At 66.4% G+C, this 18396-nt stretch carries 12 protein-coding genes and 2 pseudogenes; 12 read left to right on the top strand and 2 right to left on the bottom strand.

The features are described 5' to 3' along the window. Positions 1 to 197: 197 nt before the first annotated feature. The 5 genes from AC6UUM_RS15870 (at position 198) to AC6UUM_RS15850 (ending at position 8218) form a co-directional block, all read left to right on the top strand. The gene (locus tag AC6UUM_RS15870) at positions 198 to 1682 is read left to right on the top strand and encodes an FAD-linked oxidase C-terminal domain-containing protein (RefSeq protein WP_500803214.1); all 1485 of its coding nucleotides are present in this window, start codon (positions 198 to 200) and stop codon (positions 1680 to 1682) included. Continuing rightward, positions 1682 to 2833, top strand: a complete 1152-nt coding sequence (locus tag AC6UUM_RS15865; protein ID WP_500803213.1) for an FAD-binding protein — start codon at positions 1682 to 1684, stop codon at positions 2831 to 2833. The genes AC6UUM_RS15870 and AC6UUM_RS15865 overlap by 1 nt, the downstream gene beginning before the upstream one ends. Next, the gene (gene glcF, locus AC6UUM_RS15860) at positions 2830 to 4113 is read left to right on the top strand and encodes a glycolate oxidase subunit GlcF (RefSeq protein WP_500803212.1); all 1284 of its coding nucleotides are present in this window, start codon (positions 2830 to 2832) and stop codon (positions 4111 to 4113) included. The genes AC6UUM_RS15865 and glcF overlap by 4 nt, the downstream gene beginning before the upstream one ends. 310 nt (positions 4114 to 4423) lie before the next feature. Continuing rightward, positions 4424 to 7075 carry a TonB-dependent receptor domain-containing protein gene (locus tag AC6UUM_RS15855; protein ID WP_500803211.1) on the top strand — a complete coding sequence of 884 codons (2652 nt, stop codon included), beginning with the start codon at positions 4424 to 4426 and terminating at the stop codon, positions 7073 to 7075. Positions 7076 to 7144: 69 nt separating this feature from the next. Continuing rightward, positions 7145 to 8218, top strand: a complete 1074-nt coding sequence (locus AC6UUM_RS15850; RefSeq protein ID WP_500803210.1) for a sugar phosphate isomerase/epimerase family protein — start codon at positions 7145 to 7147, stop codon at positions 8216 to 8218. Between the two features lie 52 nt (positions 8219 to 8270). Here AC6UUM_RS15850 and AC6UUM_RS15845 read toward each other — a convergent pair. Both AC6UUM_RS15845 and AC6UUM_RS15840 read right to left on the bottom strand, forming a co-directional pair. After that, positions 8271 to 8558, bottom strand: a pseudogene (locus AC6UUM_RS15845) (transposase); the annotation flags it as partial. A gap of 224 nt (positions 8559 to 8782) precedes the next feature. After that, positions 8783 to 8956: pseudogene (locus tag AC6UUM_RS15840) on the bottom strand (DNA methylase N-4); the annotation flags it as partial. Positions 8957 to 9166: 210 nt separating this feature from the next. On the opposite strand from AC6UUM_RS15840, the gene AC6UUM_RS15835 reads away from it, so the two are divergent. The 7 genes from AC6UUM_RS15835 to eutC all read left to right on the top strand — a co-directional run bounded on the left by AC6UUM_RS15835 (position 9167) and on the right by eutC (position 18358). After that, positions 9167 to 11269: a TonB-dependent siderophore receptor gene (locus AC6UUM_RS15835; protein ID WP_500803209.1), complete on the top strand. Its 2103-nt coding sequence runs from the start codon at positions 9167 to 9169 to the stop codon at positions 11267 to 11269. Next, positions 11269 to 11982 (top strand): ABC transporter ATP-binding protein, encoded by a 714-nt coding sequence (locus AC6UUM_RS15830; protein ID WP_500803208.1) that lies wholly within the window; start codon positions 11269 to 11271, stop codon positions 11980 to 11982. Before AC6UUM_RS15835 ends, AC6UUM_RS15830 begins: the two co-directional genes overlap by 1 nt. After that, positions 11979 to 13418, top strand: a complete 1440-nt coding sequence (locus AC6UUM_RS15825) for a DUF3526 domain-containing protein (protein ID WP_500803207.1) — start codon at positions 11979 to 11981, stop codon at positions 13416 to 13418. The genes AC6UUM_RS15830 and AC6UUM_RS15825 overlap by 4 nt, the downstream gene beginning before the upstream one ends. Continuing rightward, positions 13415 to 14758 (top strand): DUF3526 domain-containing protein, encoded by a 1344-nt coding sequence (locus AC6UUM_RS15820; RefSeq protein WP_500803206.1) that lies wholly within the window; start codon positions 13415 to 13417, stop codon positions 14756 to 14758. The genes AC6UUM_RS15825 and AC6UUM_RS15820 overlap by 4 nt, the downstream gene beginning before the upstream one ends. A 156-nt stretch (positions 14759 to 14914) precedes the next feature. Continuing rightward, positions 14915 to 16279: an ethanolamine permease gene (gene eat, locus AC6UUM_RS15815; RefSeq protein ID WP_500803205.1), complete on the top strand. Its 1365-nt coding sequence runs from the start codon at positions 14915 to 14917 to the stop codon at positions 16277 to 16279. After that, positions 16279 to 17652 carry an ethanolamine ammonia-lyase subunit EutB gene (locus AC6UUM_RS15810; protein WP_500803204.1) on the top strand — a complete coding sequence of 458 codons (1374 nt, stop codon included), beginning with the start codon at positions 16279 to 16281 and terminating at the stop codon, positions 17650 to 17652. The genes eat and AC6UUM_RS15810 overlap by 1 nt, the downstream gene beginning before the upstream one ends. Beyond that, a complete protein-coding gene (eutC, locus tag AC6UUM_RS15805; protein WP_500803203.1) occupies positions 17645 to 18358 on the top strand; it encodes an ethanolamine ammonia-lyase subunit EutC in 714 nt (237 codons plus the stop codon). Before AC6UUM_RS15810 ends, eutC begins: the two co-directional genes overlap by 8 nt. Positions 18359 to 18396: the final 38 nt, after the last annotated feature.

The raw sequence follows: 18396 nt of genomic DNA, 5'->3' as shown, positions 1-18396 counted from the left end.
AACCAATCCTGTGACCGCAGGCGCCGCACGTTCCCGCCGGGACGTTCACCGTCGGGCTTGCCGTTTTTGGGCTTGACGCCGTCTGACACTTTGCCTCCCGTGCATGCGCAGCGTGTCGCCTTGCGCCGCCTGGAAACTGTATATAGACGACAGTTTTGCCCTGTCAAACCAGCGCCCTGCGGCCAAGGATTGATCGCATGAAGATGCCAGAACCCGATGCCGCTGTCATCGCCGATCGTGCGCAGATCGTGGCGGCGCTGGCCCTGATCGTGCCCGATGGCGTGATCGGTGACGATGAAGGCGTGTCGCCTTATGGCAGCGACGGGCTGACCATGTACCGGCAGAGCCCGCTGGCCGTGGTGCTGCCGCGCACGACCGAACAGGTGAGCCAGGTGCTGGCCTGGTGCCATGCGCATGGCGTGAAGGTGGTGGCCCGCGGATCGGGCACGTCGCTGTCGGGCGGGGCGCTGCCACTGGCCGACGGCATCGTGCTGGGCATGGCGCGGTTCAATCGCATCCTTTCCATCGATTATGACGATCGCTGCGCCGTGGTGCAGCCTGGCGTCACCAATCTGGCGGTCAGCCAGGCCATGGCGCCGCGCGGTTTCTACTATGCCCCCGATCCGTCCAGCCAGATTGCCTGTTCGATCGGCGGCAATGTCGCGGAAAACGCCGGCGGCGTGCACTGCCTGAAATATGGGACGACGTCGCCCAACCTGCTCGGTGTGGAGCTGGTGCTGATGGATGGCACCGTGCTGCGGCTGGGCGGGCTGGGGCAGGAACAGGCCGGCTATGATCTGCTCGGTCTGGTTTGCGGTTCGGAAGGCCTGCTGGGTGTGGTGACCGAGGCGACGGTGCGCATCCTGCCGCGGCCCGCCACGCAGCGCGCGCTGCTGATCGGCTTTCCCACGGTGGCCGATGCCAGCGATTGTGTGGCGGCGATCATTGCCGCCGGCATCATCCCGGCCGGGCTGGAGATGATGGACGCGCCGGCCATCCGCGCCGCCGAGGATTTCGTGCAGGCCGGCTATCCCACCGATGTGGCCGCCCTGATGATTGCCGAATCCGATGGCACCAAGGCGCAGGTGGACGACCAGTTGGCGCAGATCACCGCAATCGCCCAGGCCCATCATTGCACCCACCTGCGCGCCAGCGAGGATGAAGTGCAGCGTCTGTTGTTCTGGGCGGGGCGCAAGGCGGCGTTTCCGGCGGTGGGCCGGATTGCGTCTGATTATTACTGCGTCGATGGCACCATCCCCCGCCGGGCGCTGGCCGGCGTGCTGGCCCGCATTTCCGAGATCGTCGCCCGCCATGGCCTGGCGGTGGCCAATGTGTTCCATGCCGGCGACGGCAATCTGCACCCGCTGGTGATGTATGACGCCAGCAAGCCCGGCCAGGAACAGGCCGCCGAGGCCGCCGGCGCCGAGATCTTGCTGGCCTGTGTGGATGCCGGCGGCGTGCTCACCGGCGAGCACGGCGTCGGCGTTGAAAAGCGCGATCTGATGCCGCATCAATATGGCGAAATCGATCTGGCGGTTCAAAGCCGCCTCAAATACGCCTTTGATAACAAGGGCCTGCTCAATCCCGGCAAGCTGTTCCCCACATTGTCTCGCTGCGCCGAAATGAACGCCATGCATGTGCATGGCGGTCGCGTGCCCTTCCCCGATCTGCCGCGATTCTGATGATGACCCATCGCCCCGACACGATCGACGCGCTGGCCGCGATCATCCGCGACGCCGCCGCCAGCGGGCAGACCCTGGCCGTGACCGGCACTGGCAGCCGCCCCGGCATCGGCCCGGGCCCGGCGGACGCGATCCTGGACGTGACGGGCATTGGCGGCGACATCGTGCACGACCCGGCCGAATTGCTGCTGACGGTGCCGGCGCGGACGCCGCTGGCCGAGGTGGAGTCGCTGCTGACCCGCGCCGGGCAATGCCTGGCCTTTGAACCGCCATCGCCCGATCCGATCTGGGGCCGCGGCGGCGGCAGCATCGGCGGCGCGATTGCCGCGGGCCTTTCGGGGGCGCGTCGGCCCTTTGCCGGCGCAGCGCGCGATCATGTGCTGGAAGTGTCCGGCGTCACCGGGCGCGGCGAGATGTTCAGGGCCGGCGGCAAGGTCTTGAAGAACGTCACCGGTTTTGATCTGCCGCGCTTGCTCACGGGTTCGCGCGGCACGCTCGCCGTGTTGACCGAGATCACCCTGAAGGTGCTGCCGCTGGCCCCGGCGCAGGCGACGCTGGCCCTGCCGGCCGACACCGCCGCTGCCGCGATCCGGCTGATGGCCGATGCACTGATGGTGGATGGCGGCATCACCGGGGCAGCGTGGGCCGATGGCCAGGTGCTGCTGCGGCTGGAGGCCGGCGCGGCGGTGCTGCCCGCCCTGATCGATGCCGCGCGGCTGCGGCTGCCCGCGTTTGCCGTGCAAGACGATGCCACCAGCCGCCGCACCTGGGCCGACATGGCTAATCTGAACGGGTTGGCGCGGGCGGATCACATCCTGTGGCGCTGTCCGCTGCCGGCCAGCCGGGCACCGGCGCTGGCTGCCAGCGTGGCTTCGGTATCCGGCCAGGTCCGGCTCGATTGGGGCGGGGCGCTGGCGTGGATCGCGCTGCCGCCGGCGCAGGCCGATCTGGATGTCCACGCGCTGGTAGCCAACGCAGCCGGCCGCGATGGCCATGCGCAGCGGCTGTACCTGCCCACCGGGCTGCAAACCGACATTCCGGCACAGCCGCGCCTCGACCCGGGCCTGGCGGCGCTGTCGGCGCGGGTGAAGGCCCAGTTTGATCCGGCAGGCATCCTGTCACCGGCGGCGACACCGGGAGGCGGCGCATGACCACCATCGATGTGCCCGCCCAGTCGGCCCGCATCCGCAAATGCGTCCATTGCGGATTTTGCACCGCCACCTGTCCGACCTATCTGCTGACCGGCGATGAACTGGACAGCCCACGCGGCCGCATCTGGTTGATGAAGGACATGCTGGCCAATCCGGCGGCGCCGCCGTCCCCGCGCGCCGTGCACCATATTGATCGCTGCCTGTCGTGCCTGTCGTGCACCACCACCTGCCCGTCCGGCGTGGATTACATGCACATGGTGGATGCCGCCCGCACCCATATCGAACAGAAGCACCGTCGGCCCTGGCCGCAACGGCTGCTGCGTGCGGCGCTGCCCGCGCTGCTGACGCGGCGGGCGTTGTTCCGCACCCTGCTGCGCGCCGGGCAAGCCCTGCGCCCGCTGGCGCAGGCGGCGATTGCCGTGCTGCCCGCCGCACTGCGCCCGCAGTTGCAAGCGATGCTGACGATGATCCCGCCGCAGGTGCCGGCACCGGGCCTGGCCGAACAACGCCAGCCGCTGCCGGTGGCGCAGGCGTTTGGCCGGGTGATCCTGCATCTGGGCTGTGTGCAACCGGTGCTGCGCCCCGCCATCGACGATGCGGCGCTGCGGCTGTTGGCCCGCCATGGCATCGAGGTGGTGATCACGCGCCAATCATCCTGCTGCGGCGCGCTCGATCACCATCTTGGCCGGGACGCCGCGGCCGCTGCCCACGCCAGCGCCAACATCGCCGCCTGGGAAGCGGCCGGCCCGGTGGACGCCATCATCATCACGGCGTCCGGCTGCGGCACCGTGATCAAGGATTATGCGGCGCTGTTCGGCGATGATCCCGCCATGGCTGACCGCGCCGCCGCCATTGCGGCCAAGGCGCGCGACATTTCCGAGTATCTGGCGCTGTTGCCGCCGCTGCCATCAACGCGGCCGCCCGGCCTGCCCTTGGCCTGGCACAGCGCCTGTTCGCTGCAGCACGGCCAGCAGATCAAGGCCGCGCCCCGCCAATTGCTGATCGATGCCGGCTTTGACGTGCGCGATCCGGCCGAAGCGCACATCTGCTGCGGATCGGCCGGCAGCTATGCCATCCTGCAGCCCGACCTATCAGCCGCGTTGAGAGCCCGGAAGCAAGCGGCGCTGGCGGCCACGGGCGCGCAGATCGTGGCCAGCAGCAACATCGGCTGTATTGGCCAGATTGCAGGCCCGGAACTGCATACGGTTCACATGGTGGAGCTGCTGGACTGGGCCAGCGGCGGCCCGCCACCACCGGGCCTGCCGCTGCCCAACTGTTGATTTTGTGCATCACCGGGCAATAGATTGCGACCGGGCCGTATGGCGAACCGCCCCCCAAAAGATTGGCGTTGACCTGATCTGTATACAGTCTACAAATCAGGCAAGCCAAGGCCCGGGAGGGGTCGAGGCGGCCAGCCGGAATCGTGACAGGCCCTGCCATGCAGCAGGGAAGCGCGAAAGGTGGTGCGTGGGGAGGGTGCAGTGGGCAGGTCATCTGTCCACATTGCCGGCGAATCCGGCGGCGTGACGTGCATCGTCCCCCCATTGCCTTGAACCAACCGGTCGGCGGCAAAGCGTTTGGGGAGATAACATGACGCGCAACCTTTTCCTGAAGCCCGCTGGCCTGCACCGCGCGGCGTTTATGGCTGGCACCGCAGCCCTTGCGTTCACGCTGGCCGCCGCTGCTCAGGCCCAGACTGCGGCGCCCGCCGCTGGCGCAGCGATGACGGCTGAAGAAGAGGAAGCTGCGGAAATCGTGGTGACCGGTACCAGCATCCGCGGCGTCGCCCCGATCGGGTCGCCCATGGTCGCCATCGATCAGGAATTCGTGAAGGTCAACGCGCCGGCCAACCTGTCGGAACTGCTCAGCCTGATCCCGCAGCTCGGCAACTTCGGGGTCAACCACGAAGTCGCCACCACCGGCCGCTTCCGCACCGGCGGTTTCCTGCCCAACATCCACAATATCGGCATCTTCGCCACGCTGGCGCTGTTCAACGGTCACCGCATGGCGGCGGTCGGCGGCGAAGCGGTGCTGCCCGATCCCGGCATGATCCCGGTGCTGGCCATCGGCCGGGTGGAAGTCGTGGCCGACGGTTCGTCGGCGGTCTATGGCTCCGACGCCGTCGCCGGGGTGGCCAACTTTGTCTACCGCCGCGACATGGACGGCTTTGAAGCGCAGGGCACCTACGGCTTTGCGCCCGAACACAGCTATGAAAAGCGCAACCTGGCGCTGGGCTGGGGCAAGAAGTGGGACACCGGCAATGTGATGATCGTTGGCGAATACAGCGCCAACAAATCGCCCACCAACCGGGAGATTCCGTTCATCCGTGCCGACCAGACCTTCCGGGGCGGGCGTGACCAGCGCGGCACCACCTGCTCGCTGCCCAACGTCACCATCGGCAGCACCGTTTACGCCTATCCCTCGTTTGCCACCGGCAACGCCAACCGCAACCGCTGCGAGAACATCCTGGACCAGGAAGTGGTGCCGGAATCGACCCGCTATTCGTTGCTGGCCACCGTCCGCCAGGAGTTGAACGACACCGTCACCCTGTGGGCCGAAGGCAATTACACCAATCTGAAGACCAACCGTGTCGCCAACCCGCGCAACATGAACATCACCGTGCCGCGCACCAATCCCTATCTGGTGCTGCCGCCGGGCGTTACGCTGGGCGCAAACCAGACGGTGTCTGTGGTGCGCAACGGCGAAGGCCTGTTTCCCAATCCGGTGAACACCCAGCGTTCCGAAGTGATTGGCATCACGCTGGGCGCTGATGTGAAGCTGGGCAGCAGCTGGCTGCTCAACGTCATGACCCATTATTCCAAGACCAACGATTTCAACAGCCAGCCGGAAATCGATCTGGTGGCCGCGCAGAATCTGGCCAATGGCACCACGCTGACGACCGCGTTCAACCCGTTCGGTCAGGCCGCGCAGAACAATGCGACCGTGCTGGCCCAGATCGACAACGGCTTCACCCAGATCAACGACAGCTCGCAATATCTGCGCCAGTTGATGGTGAAGGCCGATGGTCCGCTGTTCGCGCTGGGTGGCGGCGATGCCCGCATGGCCGTCGGCACCGAATTTCGCGACGAACAGGCCGACCAGCTGCAGATCGGCGGCGTGCCCGGCCCGACTCAGTTGCTGGTGCGCGACGACAATATCTCGCGCTTCGTGGCGGCGGCCTTTGCCGAAGTGAACCTGCCGTTCTTCACTGCACAGAATGCCAAGCCGGGCTTCCAGCGGCTGGAAGTGTCGCTGTCAGCCCGCTACGATCATTATCAGCAGCTTGGCGGCACCTTCAATCCCAAGATCGGCGTCGTCTGGGCGCCGGCGCGGGACATCTCGCTGCGCGGCTCATGGAGCACCAGCTTCGTGGCGCCCAACCTGGGCCTGATCACCTCGATCTTCGGCGTGCCGCAGATCGGTCTCAACATCGCCGGCTTCGGCAACAATGTGAACATCTACAACCAGGGCGGTGGCAACCCGGCGCTGACGCCGGAAGAAGCCAAAACCTATTCGTTCGGCGTTGATCTCACCCCGACCTTCATCCCCAACCTGCGGCTGAGCGTCACCTATTACAACGTCACCTACAAGAATCTGATCTACAAGCCGACGCAGGCGGACGCGTTCAACAACCCGTTCTTCAGCTTTGCCGTCATCCGCAACCCCACCGCGGCGCAGGTGGCCGCGGCCATCGCCGCCGCACCGCCGCAAAGCCCGGTGCCGACCCGCATCGACGCGATCTTCCAGTCGTTCGCCATCAACGTCGGCCAGCGCGTCATCGACGGTCTCGACATTGATCTGAACTACAAGGTGCCCACCAGCTTCGGCACCTTCAATCTGACGGCCAACGCCAACCGGCAGCTGGGCTTCCGCCAGGAACTGGCGCCGGGCACCGGCTTCCAGGACATCATCGGCCAGCAGAGCGCCATCAAGTGGCGCGGCCGCGGCGGGCTGAGCTGGAACCTCGATGATCTGACGGTGTCGGGCTTCATGACCTATGTCGGCGGCTTCACCAACATCACCACCGGCACGCCCTTCCCCAACGTGAAGAGCTGGGAAACCTTCGACATGACGGTGCAGTACAACCTGCCCAACGTGCTGAAGGGCAGCCAGATCCAGCTGCGCGGTTCCAACATCTTCAACCGCTGGCCGCCGTTCTATGACGGCACCCAGGGCTTCTTTGCCAACGCCCACTCCCCGTTCGGGCGCACCCTGGAACTGACCCTGCGCACCAAGTTCTGAACCAGCGCATCCCCCTGTGCCGGGCCATTGGCCCGGCACTTTTTTTCGTCCCGCCCGGGGAGAATATTGGTGCTGATCACGCGTCGCATGTTTGGCCAAGCCAGTGTGGCGGCCACGTTGTTCGCCGGCTTCCCCAGTCTTGCCATCGCGCAGGCGGAAGGCGCACTGCCGCCCAGATCGCCGCTTGGCATCGCCGGCACCGGGCTGTCGGCGCATCTGCGCGGAATGGACGGCGTGGCCAAGGGCCTGCGCGACGATCCGGTCGCCTTTCTGGACTATGTGCGCAGCCTTGGCGGCGGCGGCGTGCAGATCGCGGTGGCCAAGGACCGGCCCCGCTTCAAGGCGCGACTGGAAGAGCTTGGCATGTATTATGAAGGCCAGGCCGCGCTGCCCAGCCGCCGCGATGGCGATTTCGCGCCGTTCGAAGCCAGCGTGAAGGCCGCCGCCGAACTGGGCGCCACCTGCATGCGCGCCGTGTCCCGCTCGCCTGAGGGCGGCACGGGCCGGCGCTATGAGACATTCAAGAGTCTGGGCGACTGGTACAGCTGGCTGACCGAGGCCAACGCCATCATCGAGAAATGCGTACCGATCGCCGAGAAATACCGCATCGCCATCGCCCTGGAAAACCACAAGGATCGCACGCTGCACGAGCATGTTGCGCTGCTGAAGCGCGTCGACAGCGAATATCTGGGCAGCCTGATCGATCCCGGCAACAACATGAGCTTCATGGAAACGCCGGAAGAGACGGTGACGGCGCTGAGCCCCTGGGTGAAGGCCTGTTCGCTCAAAGACATGGGCGTAGCGCCCTACAAGGACGGCTTCCTGCTGTCGGAAGTGTTGTTCGACACCGGCATGACCGATCAGGCCAAATTGTTCGGGATCATGCGAAAGGCCAATCCGAAGATCTTCCCCACCACCGAACTGATCACCCGCGATCCGCTGAAGGTGCCGGTGCTGACCGATGGCTATCACGCGCCCTTTGCCGATCGCCGGCCGCGCGTGGCGAAGTGGCTCGAAATGGTCGCTGCACGCCAGACCAGGCTGCCCACGGTCGAAGGGCTGTCGGCGCTTGAGCAGTTTGCGCTGGAAGAGGAGAATACTCGTAAAGTGTTTGCGTGGGGTCTCAGAGCCATAAAGGCCTGATCAGCGATACCCATGCCCCAAGCCGAATCCGTGCTCCATTTTGGTGATGACATTAGGCTGTGGACTCATAATGGCGCAGCCGTAGCCTGATGCAAGCAAGCTTTATCATGGCGAGGAAGGACGATCCGAGCTTGTCGTAGCCGGTGGCGATGCGCCGGTCGTATTTGAGTTTGTTGAAGAACCGTTCGATCAGGTTGCGCTGGCTGTAGAGCCAGGGCGAGAAGCAGACCGGATCGCGCCGGTTGCGCTTTGGCGGGATGTTGGCCCAGCCACCGCCACCTGCCACCATGGCGCGCAGCCAATCGGCATCATAGGCCCGGTCGGCCAGCACCATCTGGCCGTGGCGGATAGCCCCGAGACGTGGCCGTCGATTTGGACATTGTAGGGCGGGTCGGTGAACACGAGGTCTCCCCGTTCGTCGCCCAGCCGCCGCGCATGGGTCTCTGGCAATCTTGCGTCGCCGCAAATCAGACGGTGCCGACCCAACTGCCAAACATCCCCCATGCGCGTGACCGGCGAGCCCAAGCGTCCCGGCAATGCATCATCGGCAATACTGGCGGCACCAGTGGGCGAGGTTGGCTTGCTATCAGTGGCAAAGTCCAACACCAGGTCGACCTTGGCAATGCTGAAGCCGGTAAGCTCGATATCGAACTCCAGGTCGGACAGCCCTTGCAACTCGATTGCCAACAGGTCCCTGTCCCAATCAGCGTTGAGCGCCAGTTTGTTGTCCGCCAGCACATAAGCGCGCCGCTCGGCTGCTGAAAGATGGTCTAGCAACAGCGTCGGGACCTCTGCAATCCCGAGCTGCTTGGCCGCAGCGAGGCGTCATGATGTACCACCGCATTTGTCGAACGGTGCACATTCTTCCGCTTGCGCCAGTCATGATATTCTGTATCAGGCCCGGCGCGATCCCGCGCCATCGGGCGCGCTGCAAGGGGGTTTGAAACGATGCGCAGCCTGCTGCTTGTTTTGCTGACGTCTGCCGCGGTCCCGGTGATGGCCGCCGAAGCGGACACCGAAATCACCGTAACGGCGGCCCGCCAGCCCTATCGCGGTGATTTCACGGTGCAGGAAACCCCGGCGGCGATCACCACAATCGATCAGGCCTGGCTGAACAACAATAATGTCCTGCGTCTCACCGATGCGCTCGATCTCAACGCCTCGATCGCCCGGCAGAATAATTTTGGCGGGCTGTGGGATGCCTTTGCCGTGCGCGGTTTTGCCGGTGATGAAAATCTGCCGTCGGGCTACTTGGTCAACGGCTACAACAATGGCCGCGGCTTTGGCGGGGTACGCGATGTTTCGGGCATCGAGAAGATCGAGGTGCTCAAGGGCCCGCAGGCGGCGCTTTTTGGCCGCGGCGAACCGGGCGGGGTGATCAACATCGTCACCAAAAAGGCGGATTTCAATACGCGCGGGACCATTGGCTTTCAGGCCGGCAGCTGGGATCGCCAACGCCTGGATGGGGATTTCAATCTGGCACTGGGCGACGTGGCGGCCGTGCGCCTGATCGGCTTCTACGAGGATGCCGGCAGCTTCCGTGGGCTGCGCTCCGAACGGTGGGGCTTCACGCCATCGGTGTTGGTCAAGCTGGGTGAGAAGTCCGCGCTGACCTATGAGCTGGAACTGACCCGGGCCGAAGCCCAGTTTGATCGCGGCGTCGTGGCCATCAATGGCCAGTTGGGCGTGATGGACCGCCGCACATTTCTGGGCGAACCGGGCGATGGCCCGCTCGATGCCGAGGTGACCGGCCACCAGCTGCAATTGAGCCACGAATTCAACGAGGATTGGTCGATCCTGATCGGTGGCCAGCATCGCGATACACAGTTGAGCGGCTTTTCGACCGAAGCCGAACTGGCTGGCAGCCGGCAGCGGCTGGCCCGTGATGGCCGTTCGCTGTCGCGCCAGCGCCGCTTCCGCGATTATGATGCCGAGCACCAGGTGCTGCGTGGCGAGATGCAGGGCCGCTTTGCCACTGGGGGCCTGAAGCACCGCGTGCTGTTCGGCGCTGACTATGACCGCTTCGAAAACAGCCAGTTGTTCCTGCGCGTTCGCCCGGCTGCAATCGGCGCGGCAACGACGGCCCAGCAATCGAACGATATCGATATTTTCAACCCGGTATATGGCCGCTTCCCGCTGCCGACGCCGGGACCGCAAACCAACCGGCTCGACACACAGCAGGCGTTCGGCCTGTATGTGCAGGATCAAATCGATCTGGGCGGCGGCGTGCAGGTGCGGCTGGGCGGGCGCTATGATGATCTTCGCCTGACCACGCGCAACCGCGCCAACGGCGTTGCCAGTGCCCGCGATTTCAGCCGCGTCTCGCCGCAGGCCGGTCTTGTTTACGAAGCGGACAAGACACTCTCCTTCTATGCCGCTTATGGCGAAGGCTTCCGCGCCAATATCGGTGCCGATGTGGCGGGCCGCATCTTCGATCCGGAAACCAGCCGTTCGGCCGAAGTGGGCGGCAAGCTCAATCTATTGGATGGCAAGCTCACCGGCACGGTGGCGCTGTTCACGCTCACCAAGGACAATGTGCTGGCCGCCGATCCGGCAAATCCCGGTTTTTCAGTGCCGATCGGCCGGGCGCGCAGCCGGGGCCTGGAAGTTGATCTCAACGGCAAGCTGCCCGGCGACGTGGATCTGTTGCTCAGCTATGCCTTTGTCGATGCCACGGCGCGTGCCGCCGTGCTCGACCCCAATTTCAGCCTGAACATCCGCGTCGGCGACCGGCTGATCAACATCCCGCGCCACCAGTTCAACGTGCAGGCGGCCAAGGGCTTCCAGTTGACGGATAATCTGAAGCTGACGCTGGGCGGCGGTGTACAGCACACCGGCGGTCGTCTGGGCGAGACCGCCACCCAATTCTTCCTGCCGGCCTACACGCTGGCCCGGTTGTTCGTGCGCGCGGATATCACGACACGGATCGAGCTGTTCGCCGAAGTGAGCAACCTGTTCAACGCCACTTATTACACCAACAGCTTCGCCCAGTTGTGGGTGCAGCCTGGCCAGCCGCGCGCGGCGACAGCCTCTGTACGGTACAAGTTCTGATGACCGCGACGCTGGCCATCGACGGCCTGGTGGTGGAGCGGGGCGGCCGCAGGATCGTTGATGGCCTCACGCTGATTCTGGCGCCCGGTGAGGTGTATGCGCTGCTCGGCGGCAACGGCGCCGGAAAGTCCACGACTCTGTTCGCCACCCTGGGCCTGCTGCCGCGCAGTGCTGGCCGCATCATGGTGGCTGGCCATGATCCCGCCGTGGCGCCCGATGATGTGCGCGCCGCATGCGCCTATCTGCCCGAAAATGTCGCGCTCTATCCGGCGTTCACCGCGCGGGAGAATGTCGGTTATTTTCTCGATCTGGCCGGCAGCCCGCGCACGCGCGCCGAGATCGATCAGGCCTTTGCTGCGGTGAAGCTGGATGCCGGGGCGTGGGACCGACAGGTGGGCGGCTTTTCCAAGGGCATGCGCCAGAAGACCGCCATTGCCCTGGCGCTGCTCAGGCGCACGCCGCTGTTGTTGCTGGATGAGCCCACTTCGGGCCTTGATCCGGCGGCCACGCGCGATTTCCACGCGCTGGTGGGCGCGGTGGCGGCGCACGGGGTCGCCGTGCTGATGGTCACCCACGATCTGTTTGGTGCTGCCGACGTGGCGGGGCGGATCGGCCTGTTGGCCGGGGGCCGGCTGGCGCGGGAATGGACGGCCGCCAACACCGCGCCGCGCTTTGATCTCAACGCGCTGCACGATGGGTTTGTTGCGGCATGAACCGGGTGGGTGCCATTGCGGCGGCACAGTTGCGGCTGTTCCTGCGCTCCCGCCTGGCCGTGGTGGCGCTGGTGTTGCTGGCCATGCTGTCGGGCATTGCCGCCATCACCGGTGCCACGCAGGCCAGCCGCATGGCGGCAGACCGCGCGACAGCGCAGGTGGCGGCCAACACGGATTTTGCCAATCAGCCCGATCGTCACCCGCACCGCATGGTGCATTATGGCACCTATGCCTTGCGCCCGCTGGGGCGGCTGGCGGCGTTCGATCCCGGTGTCGATGCCTTTGCCGGCTCCCTGATCTATCTGGAAGGCCATCGCCAGAATGCCACCTCGCTGGGCGCGGCGCGCGAATCCTCAGGCCTGATCCGCTTTGGCCAGCTCACCCCGGCTTTCGTGCTGCGGGTGCTTGTGCCGCTGCTGCTGGTGTTTGTGGGCTTTGCCATGATCGTCGCTGAACGGCAGGCCGGGCTGTTCACGTTGCAGCTGACGCACGGTGCAAACGCGGGCGAACTGATTGCCGGCAAGGCGCTGGCCCTGGCCGTGGTCGCTGGTGTGGCTGCGCTGCCGGCGTTGGCGGCGCTGGCCTGGGCGGCGGCGCAATCGCCTGCCGAAGCCGGCATCGCCGCGCTGATGGCGGTGGCGGCGCTGCTGTGGCTGGGCCTGTGGGTGTTGGGCATCACGCTGGTCTCGGCGCGCGCCCGCTCGGCGCAATCGGCCCTGATGGCACTGGTGCTGGCCTGGGCGGTACTGGTGGTACTGGTGCCGCGCGCGGCGGCTGGCGTGGCGGGGCTGGCGCATCCGTTGCCCACCAAGGCGGAAACCGACCTGATCATCCACAAGCAACTGCGCGCGCTGGGCGACAGCCACAATCCCGATGATCCGCATTTTGCCGCCTTCAAGGCCGCACTGCTGAAGCGTTACGGGGTTTCCTGGGTGGAGGATCTGCCATTCAACTATCGCGGCGCCCTGTCTTCCGAAGGTGAGCGGCTGACCAGTCAGCTCTTCGCGCGCCATGCGGCCGACACGGCCGCCGTGCAGATGCAGCAGCACCGCCTGCTGGCGCTGGTGGGCATGATCAGCCCGGCGATCGGCTTTGCCCAGGCCAGCATGGCCGGCGCTGCCACCGATCTGGCCAGCCACATCGCGTTCCTGGATGCGGCCGAAGCGCATCGGTATCGCCTGGTCCAGTCACTCAATGGCCTGCACACCTATCAGGTGCGCGGTGCCGACGATGCGGCCCGCAACAAGGATCCGATTGCCGAGCGCCAGAGCCGCGTTTCGGCGCGTTTCTGGGCTGATCAGAAGCCGTTCCATCATGCCGGGCCAAGCATGGCTGAACGCATGGCCGGGATGCTGCCGGGGTTGGCGGCCATGTTGTTGTGGGCCGTGTTGCTCGTTTGGCAACTGGTCCGCGCTGGCCGGCGGGCGCAGCCATGATCGCGGCCTTGACGCGTGAATGGCGGTTGCTGGCCGGCCCGGCGCGATTGGGGCTGATCGTGCTGGCGGCACTGGCCAGCGTTGCCGTTGCGCTCGGGCTGGCCGATGTTGCCGCCACCCGCGCCGATATCGCCCGTGTGGTGGCGCTGGAATCCCGCGAAACGCAGGCCATCACCGCCTTTGCCAATGGGGACGCCGGCGAGTTCGGCTATTACCGCAATTTCCCGGTGTGGCGCGCACCCGGTGATCTGGCCTTTCTGGCGCCCACGCGCGGCGACGCAGTGCCAGGCGTGATGCGTATTCGCATTCTGGCGCTGGAAGGCCAGATCAACGACAACGAGACCGCCAATCCCGAACTGCTGCTGGCCGGCCGGTTCGATTTCGCCTTTGTCACCCTCTACCTGGCGCCCCTGCTGCTGATCGCGCTGCTGCATGATCTGTGGTCTGGCGAGCGCGAGGCCGGGCGGCTGGCGGCGCTCGAAAGCCTGCCGCGCGCCTGGCGGCGGCTGTGGAGCCCCCGCGTTGTGCTGCGCGCCGGCGGGGTGGCGCTGGCGCTGCTGGTGCCGCTGGCCGTGGGTGGATTGATCGAGGGCACGACGCCGCTGCGTCTGGCCACGGCGACCGCGCTGGTGCTGGCCAGCCTGGGCTTCTGGATGATCGTCACCCTTGCGGTCGCCCGGATGCAGGCGGCATCGGCCACCCAGGCGGCCGTGCTGGCGGGGTTGTGGTTTGCGATCACTTTGGTGGTGCCGGCGGCCGCGCATCTGGCCATCAATGCGGCGGTGCCGCTGCCGGATGCCGCTGCCATCACCCGCGAAAACCGCGAGGAGGTGCACGCCGGCTGGGACCGGCCCAAGGCCAAGACCATGGCGCGCTTCGTGGCGCTTTATCCGGCCCGGCGGGATCAGTCGGCCACCGGAACGGCCTTTGAATGGAAATGGTATTTCGCCTTCCAACAATTGGGCGATGACGCTGTGGCCGCCGACAGCGCCGCCCGTGATGCCGGCATCGCACGCCGGGAGACCTGGGCGCAGCGCTTGGGATGGCTGCTGCCGCCGGTGAAGGCGGCACAGGCCATGCAACGGCTCGCTGGCAGTGATGTCATGGCCGATCTGGCGTTCAAGATGCAGATCCGCAAATTCCACCGCGACCTGCGAGAATATCATTACCCTTATCTGTTCGGTGGCCGGCCCATGCAGGCCACCGATATTGCTGGCGCGCCAACATTCTCGACATTCCAGCTGCCAACAGGCCAGCGGCGTCCGGTTGCGGTCTCGAACCAACCCGGCCAACCGGTGTCCGTCAAGGATCGCGGTTTGGGCAGCCGTGGTGCCCGCTGATCATCGAGCTCGGCCGAACTCAGGGTCCCGGGCTGTGGCAGCTGCTCTGTTGGCGGCTGCTTCCCCATGGGGAATCCCGGCACTTGGCGCTTGGCCAATTCGCCGCCACTATGGCCCGTGCCGGCGGCAAGGGTTTGCCGTCGAGGGGGGCAGGGGATGGAGCAGGCCGGGCAACCGACGCTGAAGCGCACGCTGGGTGGCTTGCAGCTGTGGGGCATTGCCGTTGGTCTGGTCATTTCCGGGGAGTATTTCGGCTGGAGCTATGGCTGGGCGGCGGCGGGCACGCTGGGCTTTCTGATTACCGCGGCCGGCGTGGCGGCGCTCTATGTCGCCTTCATCTTCAGTTTCACCGAATTGACGACGGCAATCCCGCAGGCCGGCGGCCCCTTTGCCTATAGCCTGCGCGCCTTCGGGCCGCTGGGGGGCGCCATTGCCGGCTATGCCACGCTGATCGAATTCCTGTTTGCGCCGCCGGCAATTGCGCTGGCGATCGGCGCCTATCTGGCCGTGCAGTTTCCTGGCAGCGACGAGAAACTGGTGGCGACCGCCGCTTATGCGGTGTTTGTCACGCTCAACATCGTTGGCGTCGCCATTGCCGCCAGCTTTGAACTGGTGGTGACCTTGCTCGCCGTGGCCGAGCTGCTGGTGTTCATGGGCGTGGTGGCACCGGCGTTCCAGTGGCAGGCCTTTGCCGTCGGTGGCTGGGCGGGGGCGGAGCGCTTCAGCCTGGCGGCGCTGCCGGGGATGCTGGCGGCGATCCCCTTTGCCATCTGGTTCTTCCTGGCCATTGAAGGGGTGGCAATGGCCGCCGAGGAAGCGCGCGATCCGCGGCGAACCATCCCGCGCGCTTATGGGGCCGGCATGGTGACGCTGATCCTGCTGGCGTTTGGCGTGATGCTGTTTGCTGGCGGGGCGGGCGATTGGCGGGCACTGGCCAATGTCAATGATCCGCTGCCGCGCGCCATGCAGGCGGTGGTCGGCCAGGCCAGCGGCTGGCTGCACATGCTGGTGTGGCTGGGGCTGTTCGGGCTGGTGGCATCCTTCCATGGCATCATCATGGCCTGTGCCCGGCAAATCTATGCGCTGGCGCGCGGCGGCTTGCTGCCCGGCCCGTTGGCGCGGTTGCATCCGCGTTTCCGCACGCCGCATCTGGCCACCTTGGCCGCTGGCGCCGTGGGCATTGCCGCGATCTGGAGCGACCGCCTTGTCAACATCGGCGGCCAGCCGCTCACCGCCGGCATCGTCACCCTGTCGGTGTTCGGGGCGCTGGTGATGTATGTGATGAGCATGGCTGCCCTGTTCCGCCTGCGCCGGATCGCGCCCGACCTGGAACGCCCGTGGACGGCGCCGTTCTATCCGTGGCTGCCCGGCCTGGCGCTCGTTCTGGCTCTGGCGGCATTGGCGGCGATGATCTGGTTCAACCCTCTCTTGTTTGCGCTGTTTGCCGGGGTGATGGGCGCAGCCGTGCTGGGGGCGGTGCTGGCCACCAGGCGGCGCGGGCCAGCGGTGGTGCCGGTCTGATGCCCTACACCCGCGATCTGGGCGGCACGCGCCACCGCTTTGCCGATCTGCGCGCCGTAATGGCGGCGGCCAGCCCGCACCGGTCCGGCGATGTGCTGGCCGGCGTCGCCGCCACCAGCGCCGAACAGCGGGTGGCGGGGCGGCTGGTGCTGGCCGATCTGCCGCTGGCGACCTTCCTCGCTGATCTGGTGGTGCCGTATGAAACCGACGAGGTGACACGGCTGATCATCGACAGCCATGATTTAGAGGCCTTTGCCGCCATCGCCCATCTGACGGTCGGGGGCTTTCGCGACTGGTTGCTGGCCAGTGATGGCGCCGCCATATCGGCGGTGGCCGCCGGTCTGACACCGGAAATGGTGGCCGCCGTCACCAAGATCATGCGCAATCAGGATCTGATCGCCGTGGCCCGCAAGATCCGGGTGATCACCCGGTTTCGCGGCACCATCGGCCTGCCCGGCCGGCTGTCGGTGCGGTTGCAGCCCAATCATCCGACCGATGATCCGGCCGGGATTGCCGCGGCCATTCTCGATGGCCTGCTGCTGGGATCGGGCGATGCGGTGATCGGCATCAATCCCGCCGGCGACAGTGTGGCGGCGGCGCATGATTTGTTGCGGCTGATCGATGAATTGCGTGCAGCCTATGCCATTCCCACCCAAAGCTGCGTGCTCACCCATGTCACCAACACGCTGCAACTGATCGAGGCCGGCGCGCCGGTGGATCTGTGCTTCCAGTCGATCGGCGGCACGCAAGGCACCAACACTGGCTTTGGCATCGATCTGGCGCTGCTGGCCGAAGCGCGAGATGCCACGCTGGCGCTGGGGCGCGGCACGCTGGGTCAGGATGTGATGTATTTCGAAACCGGCCAGGGCTCGGCGCTGTCGGCCGGGGCCCACCACGGGGTCGATCAACAGACGCTGGAGGCCCGCGCCCATGGCGTGGCGCGCGCCTTCCGGCCCTTGCTGGTCAATTCGGTGGTCGGCTTCATCGGGCCGGAATATCTCTATGACGGCAAACAGATATTGCGCGCCGCGCTGGAGGATCATTGCTGCGGCAAGCTGCTCGGCCTGCCGATGGGGCTCGACATCTGCTACACCAACCATGCCGAAGCCGATCAGAACGACATGGATGGCATCCTCACCCTGGCCGGGGTGGCGGGGGTGAATTTCATCATGGGCGTGCCCGGCGCCGACGATATCATGCTGAATTATCAATCGACGAGCTTTCACGACGCGCTTTACCTGCGCGACGTGCTGGGGCTGAGGCCGGCGCCGGAGTTCGAGGCATGGCTGCTGGACAGCGGCATCACCGATGCGGCCGGGCGCCTCGCGACGTCGCCTGCTCGCCTCGCCCTGCCGGCGCTGCTCGATGGCTGAGCTGCCGGCACGTCTGGCCGCGCTCACCCAGGCGCGCATCGGCCTGCCGCGGACCGGGCAGGCGCTGAACACGGCGGCGACCCTGGCCTTTGATCTGGCGCATGCCCGCGCCCGCGATGCCGTCCACGCCGTGTTCGATGTGGCTGCCCTGCATGCGGCCTTTGATGTGATCGACGTGCACAGCGCCGCGCCCGACCGGGCCACCTATCTGCAGCGGCCCGATCTCGGCCGCATGCTGCCGGCCGCGCAGGCCGCCCGGCTGGTGCCGTCCGGGGCCGACACCGCCATCGTGGTGGCCGATGGCCTGTCCGCAACGGCGGTCGCGCTGCATGCGGTGCCGTTGATCCAGGCGCTGCGGCCCCGGCTGGGCGGCGTGTGGGCGCCTATCGTGGCGGCGCATCAGGCGCGGGTGGCGCTGGGCGATGCGATCGGGGCGGCGCTGGGGGTGGAGATCGTGGTGATGCTGATCGGCGAGCGGCCGGGGCTCAGCGCGCCAGACTCGCTTGGGGCCTATATCACTTGGCAGCCGCGGCCGGGCCGGCAAGACAGCGAGCGCAATTGCGTGTCCAACATCCGCCCGCCGCATGGCCTCGATCATGACACCGCTGCGACCCGGATTGCCTGGCTGGTGCACCAGGCCCGCGCTCGGCGGCTGACCGGGGTGGCGCTGAAGGATGAAAGCGCGGCACCACCCAGATTGGGATAGGGCGTTTGCGGCTGGCGTGCAGCCTGCTAACACGGCGC

The organism is Sandarakinorhabdus sp., from assembly GCF_987265915.1.
This window is presented reverse-complemented; position numbering and strand designations above follow the sequence as displayed.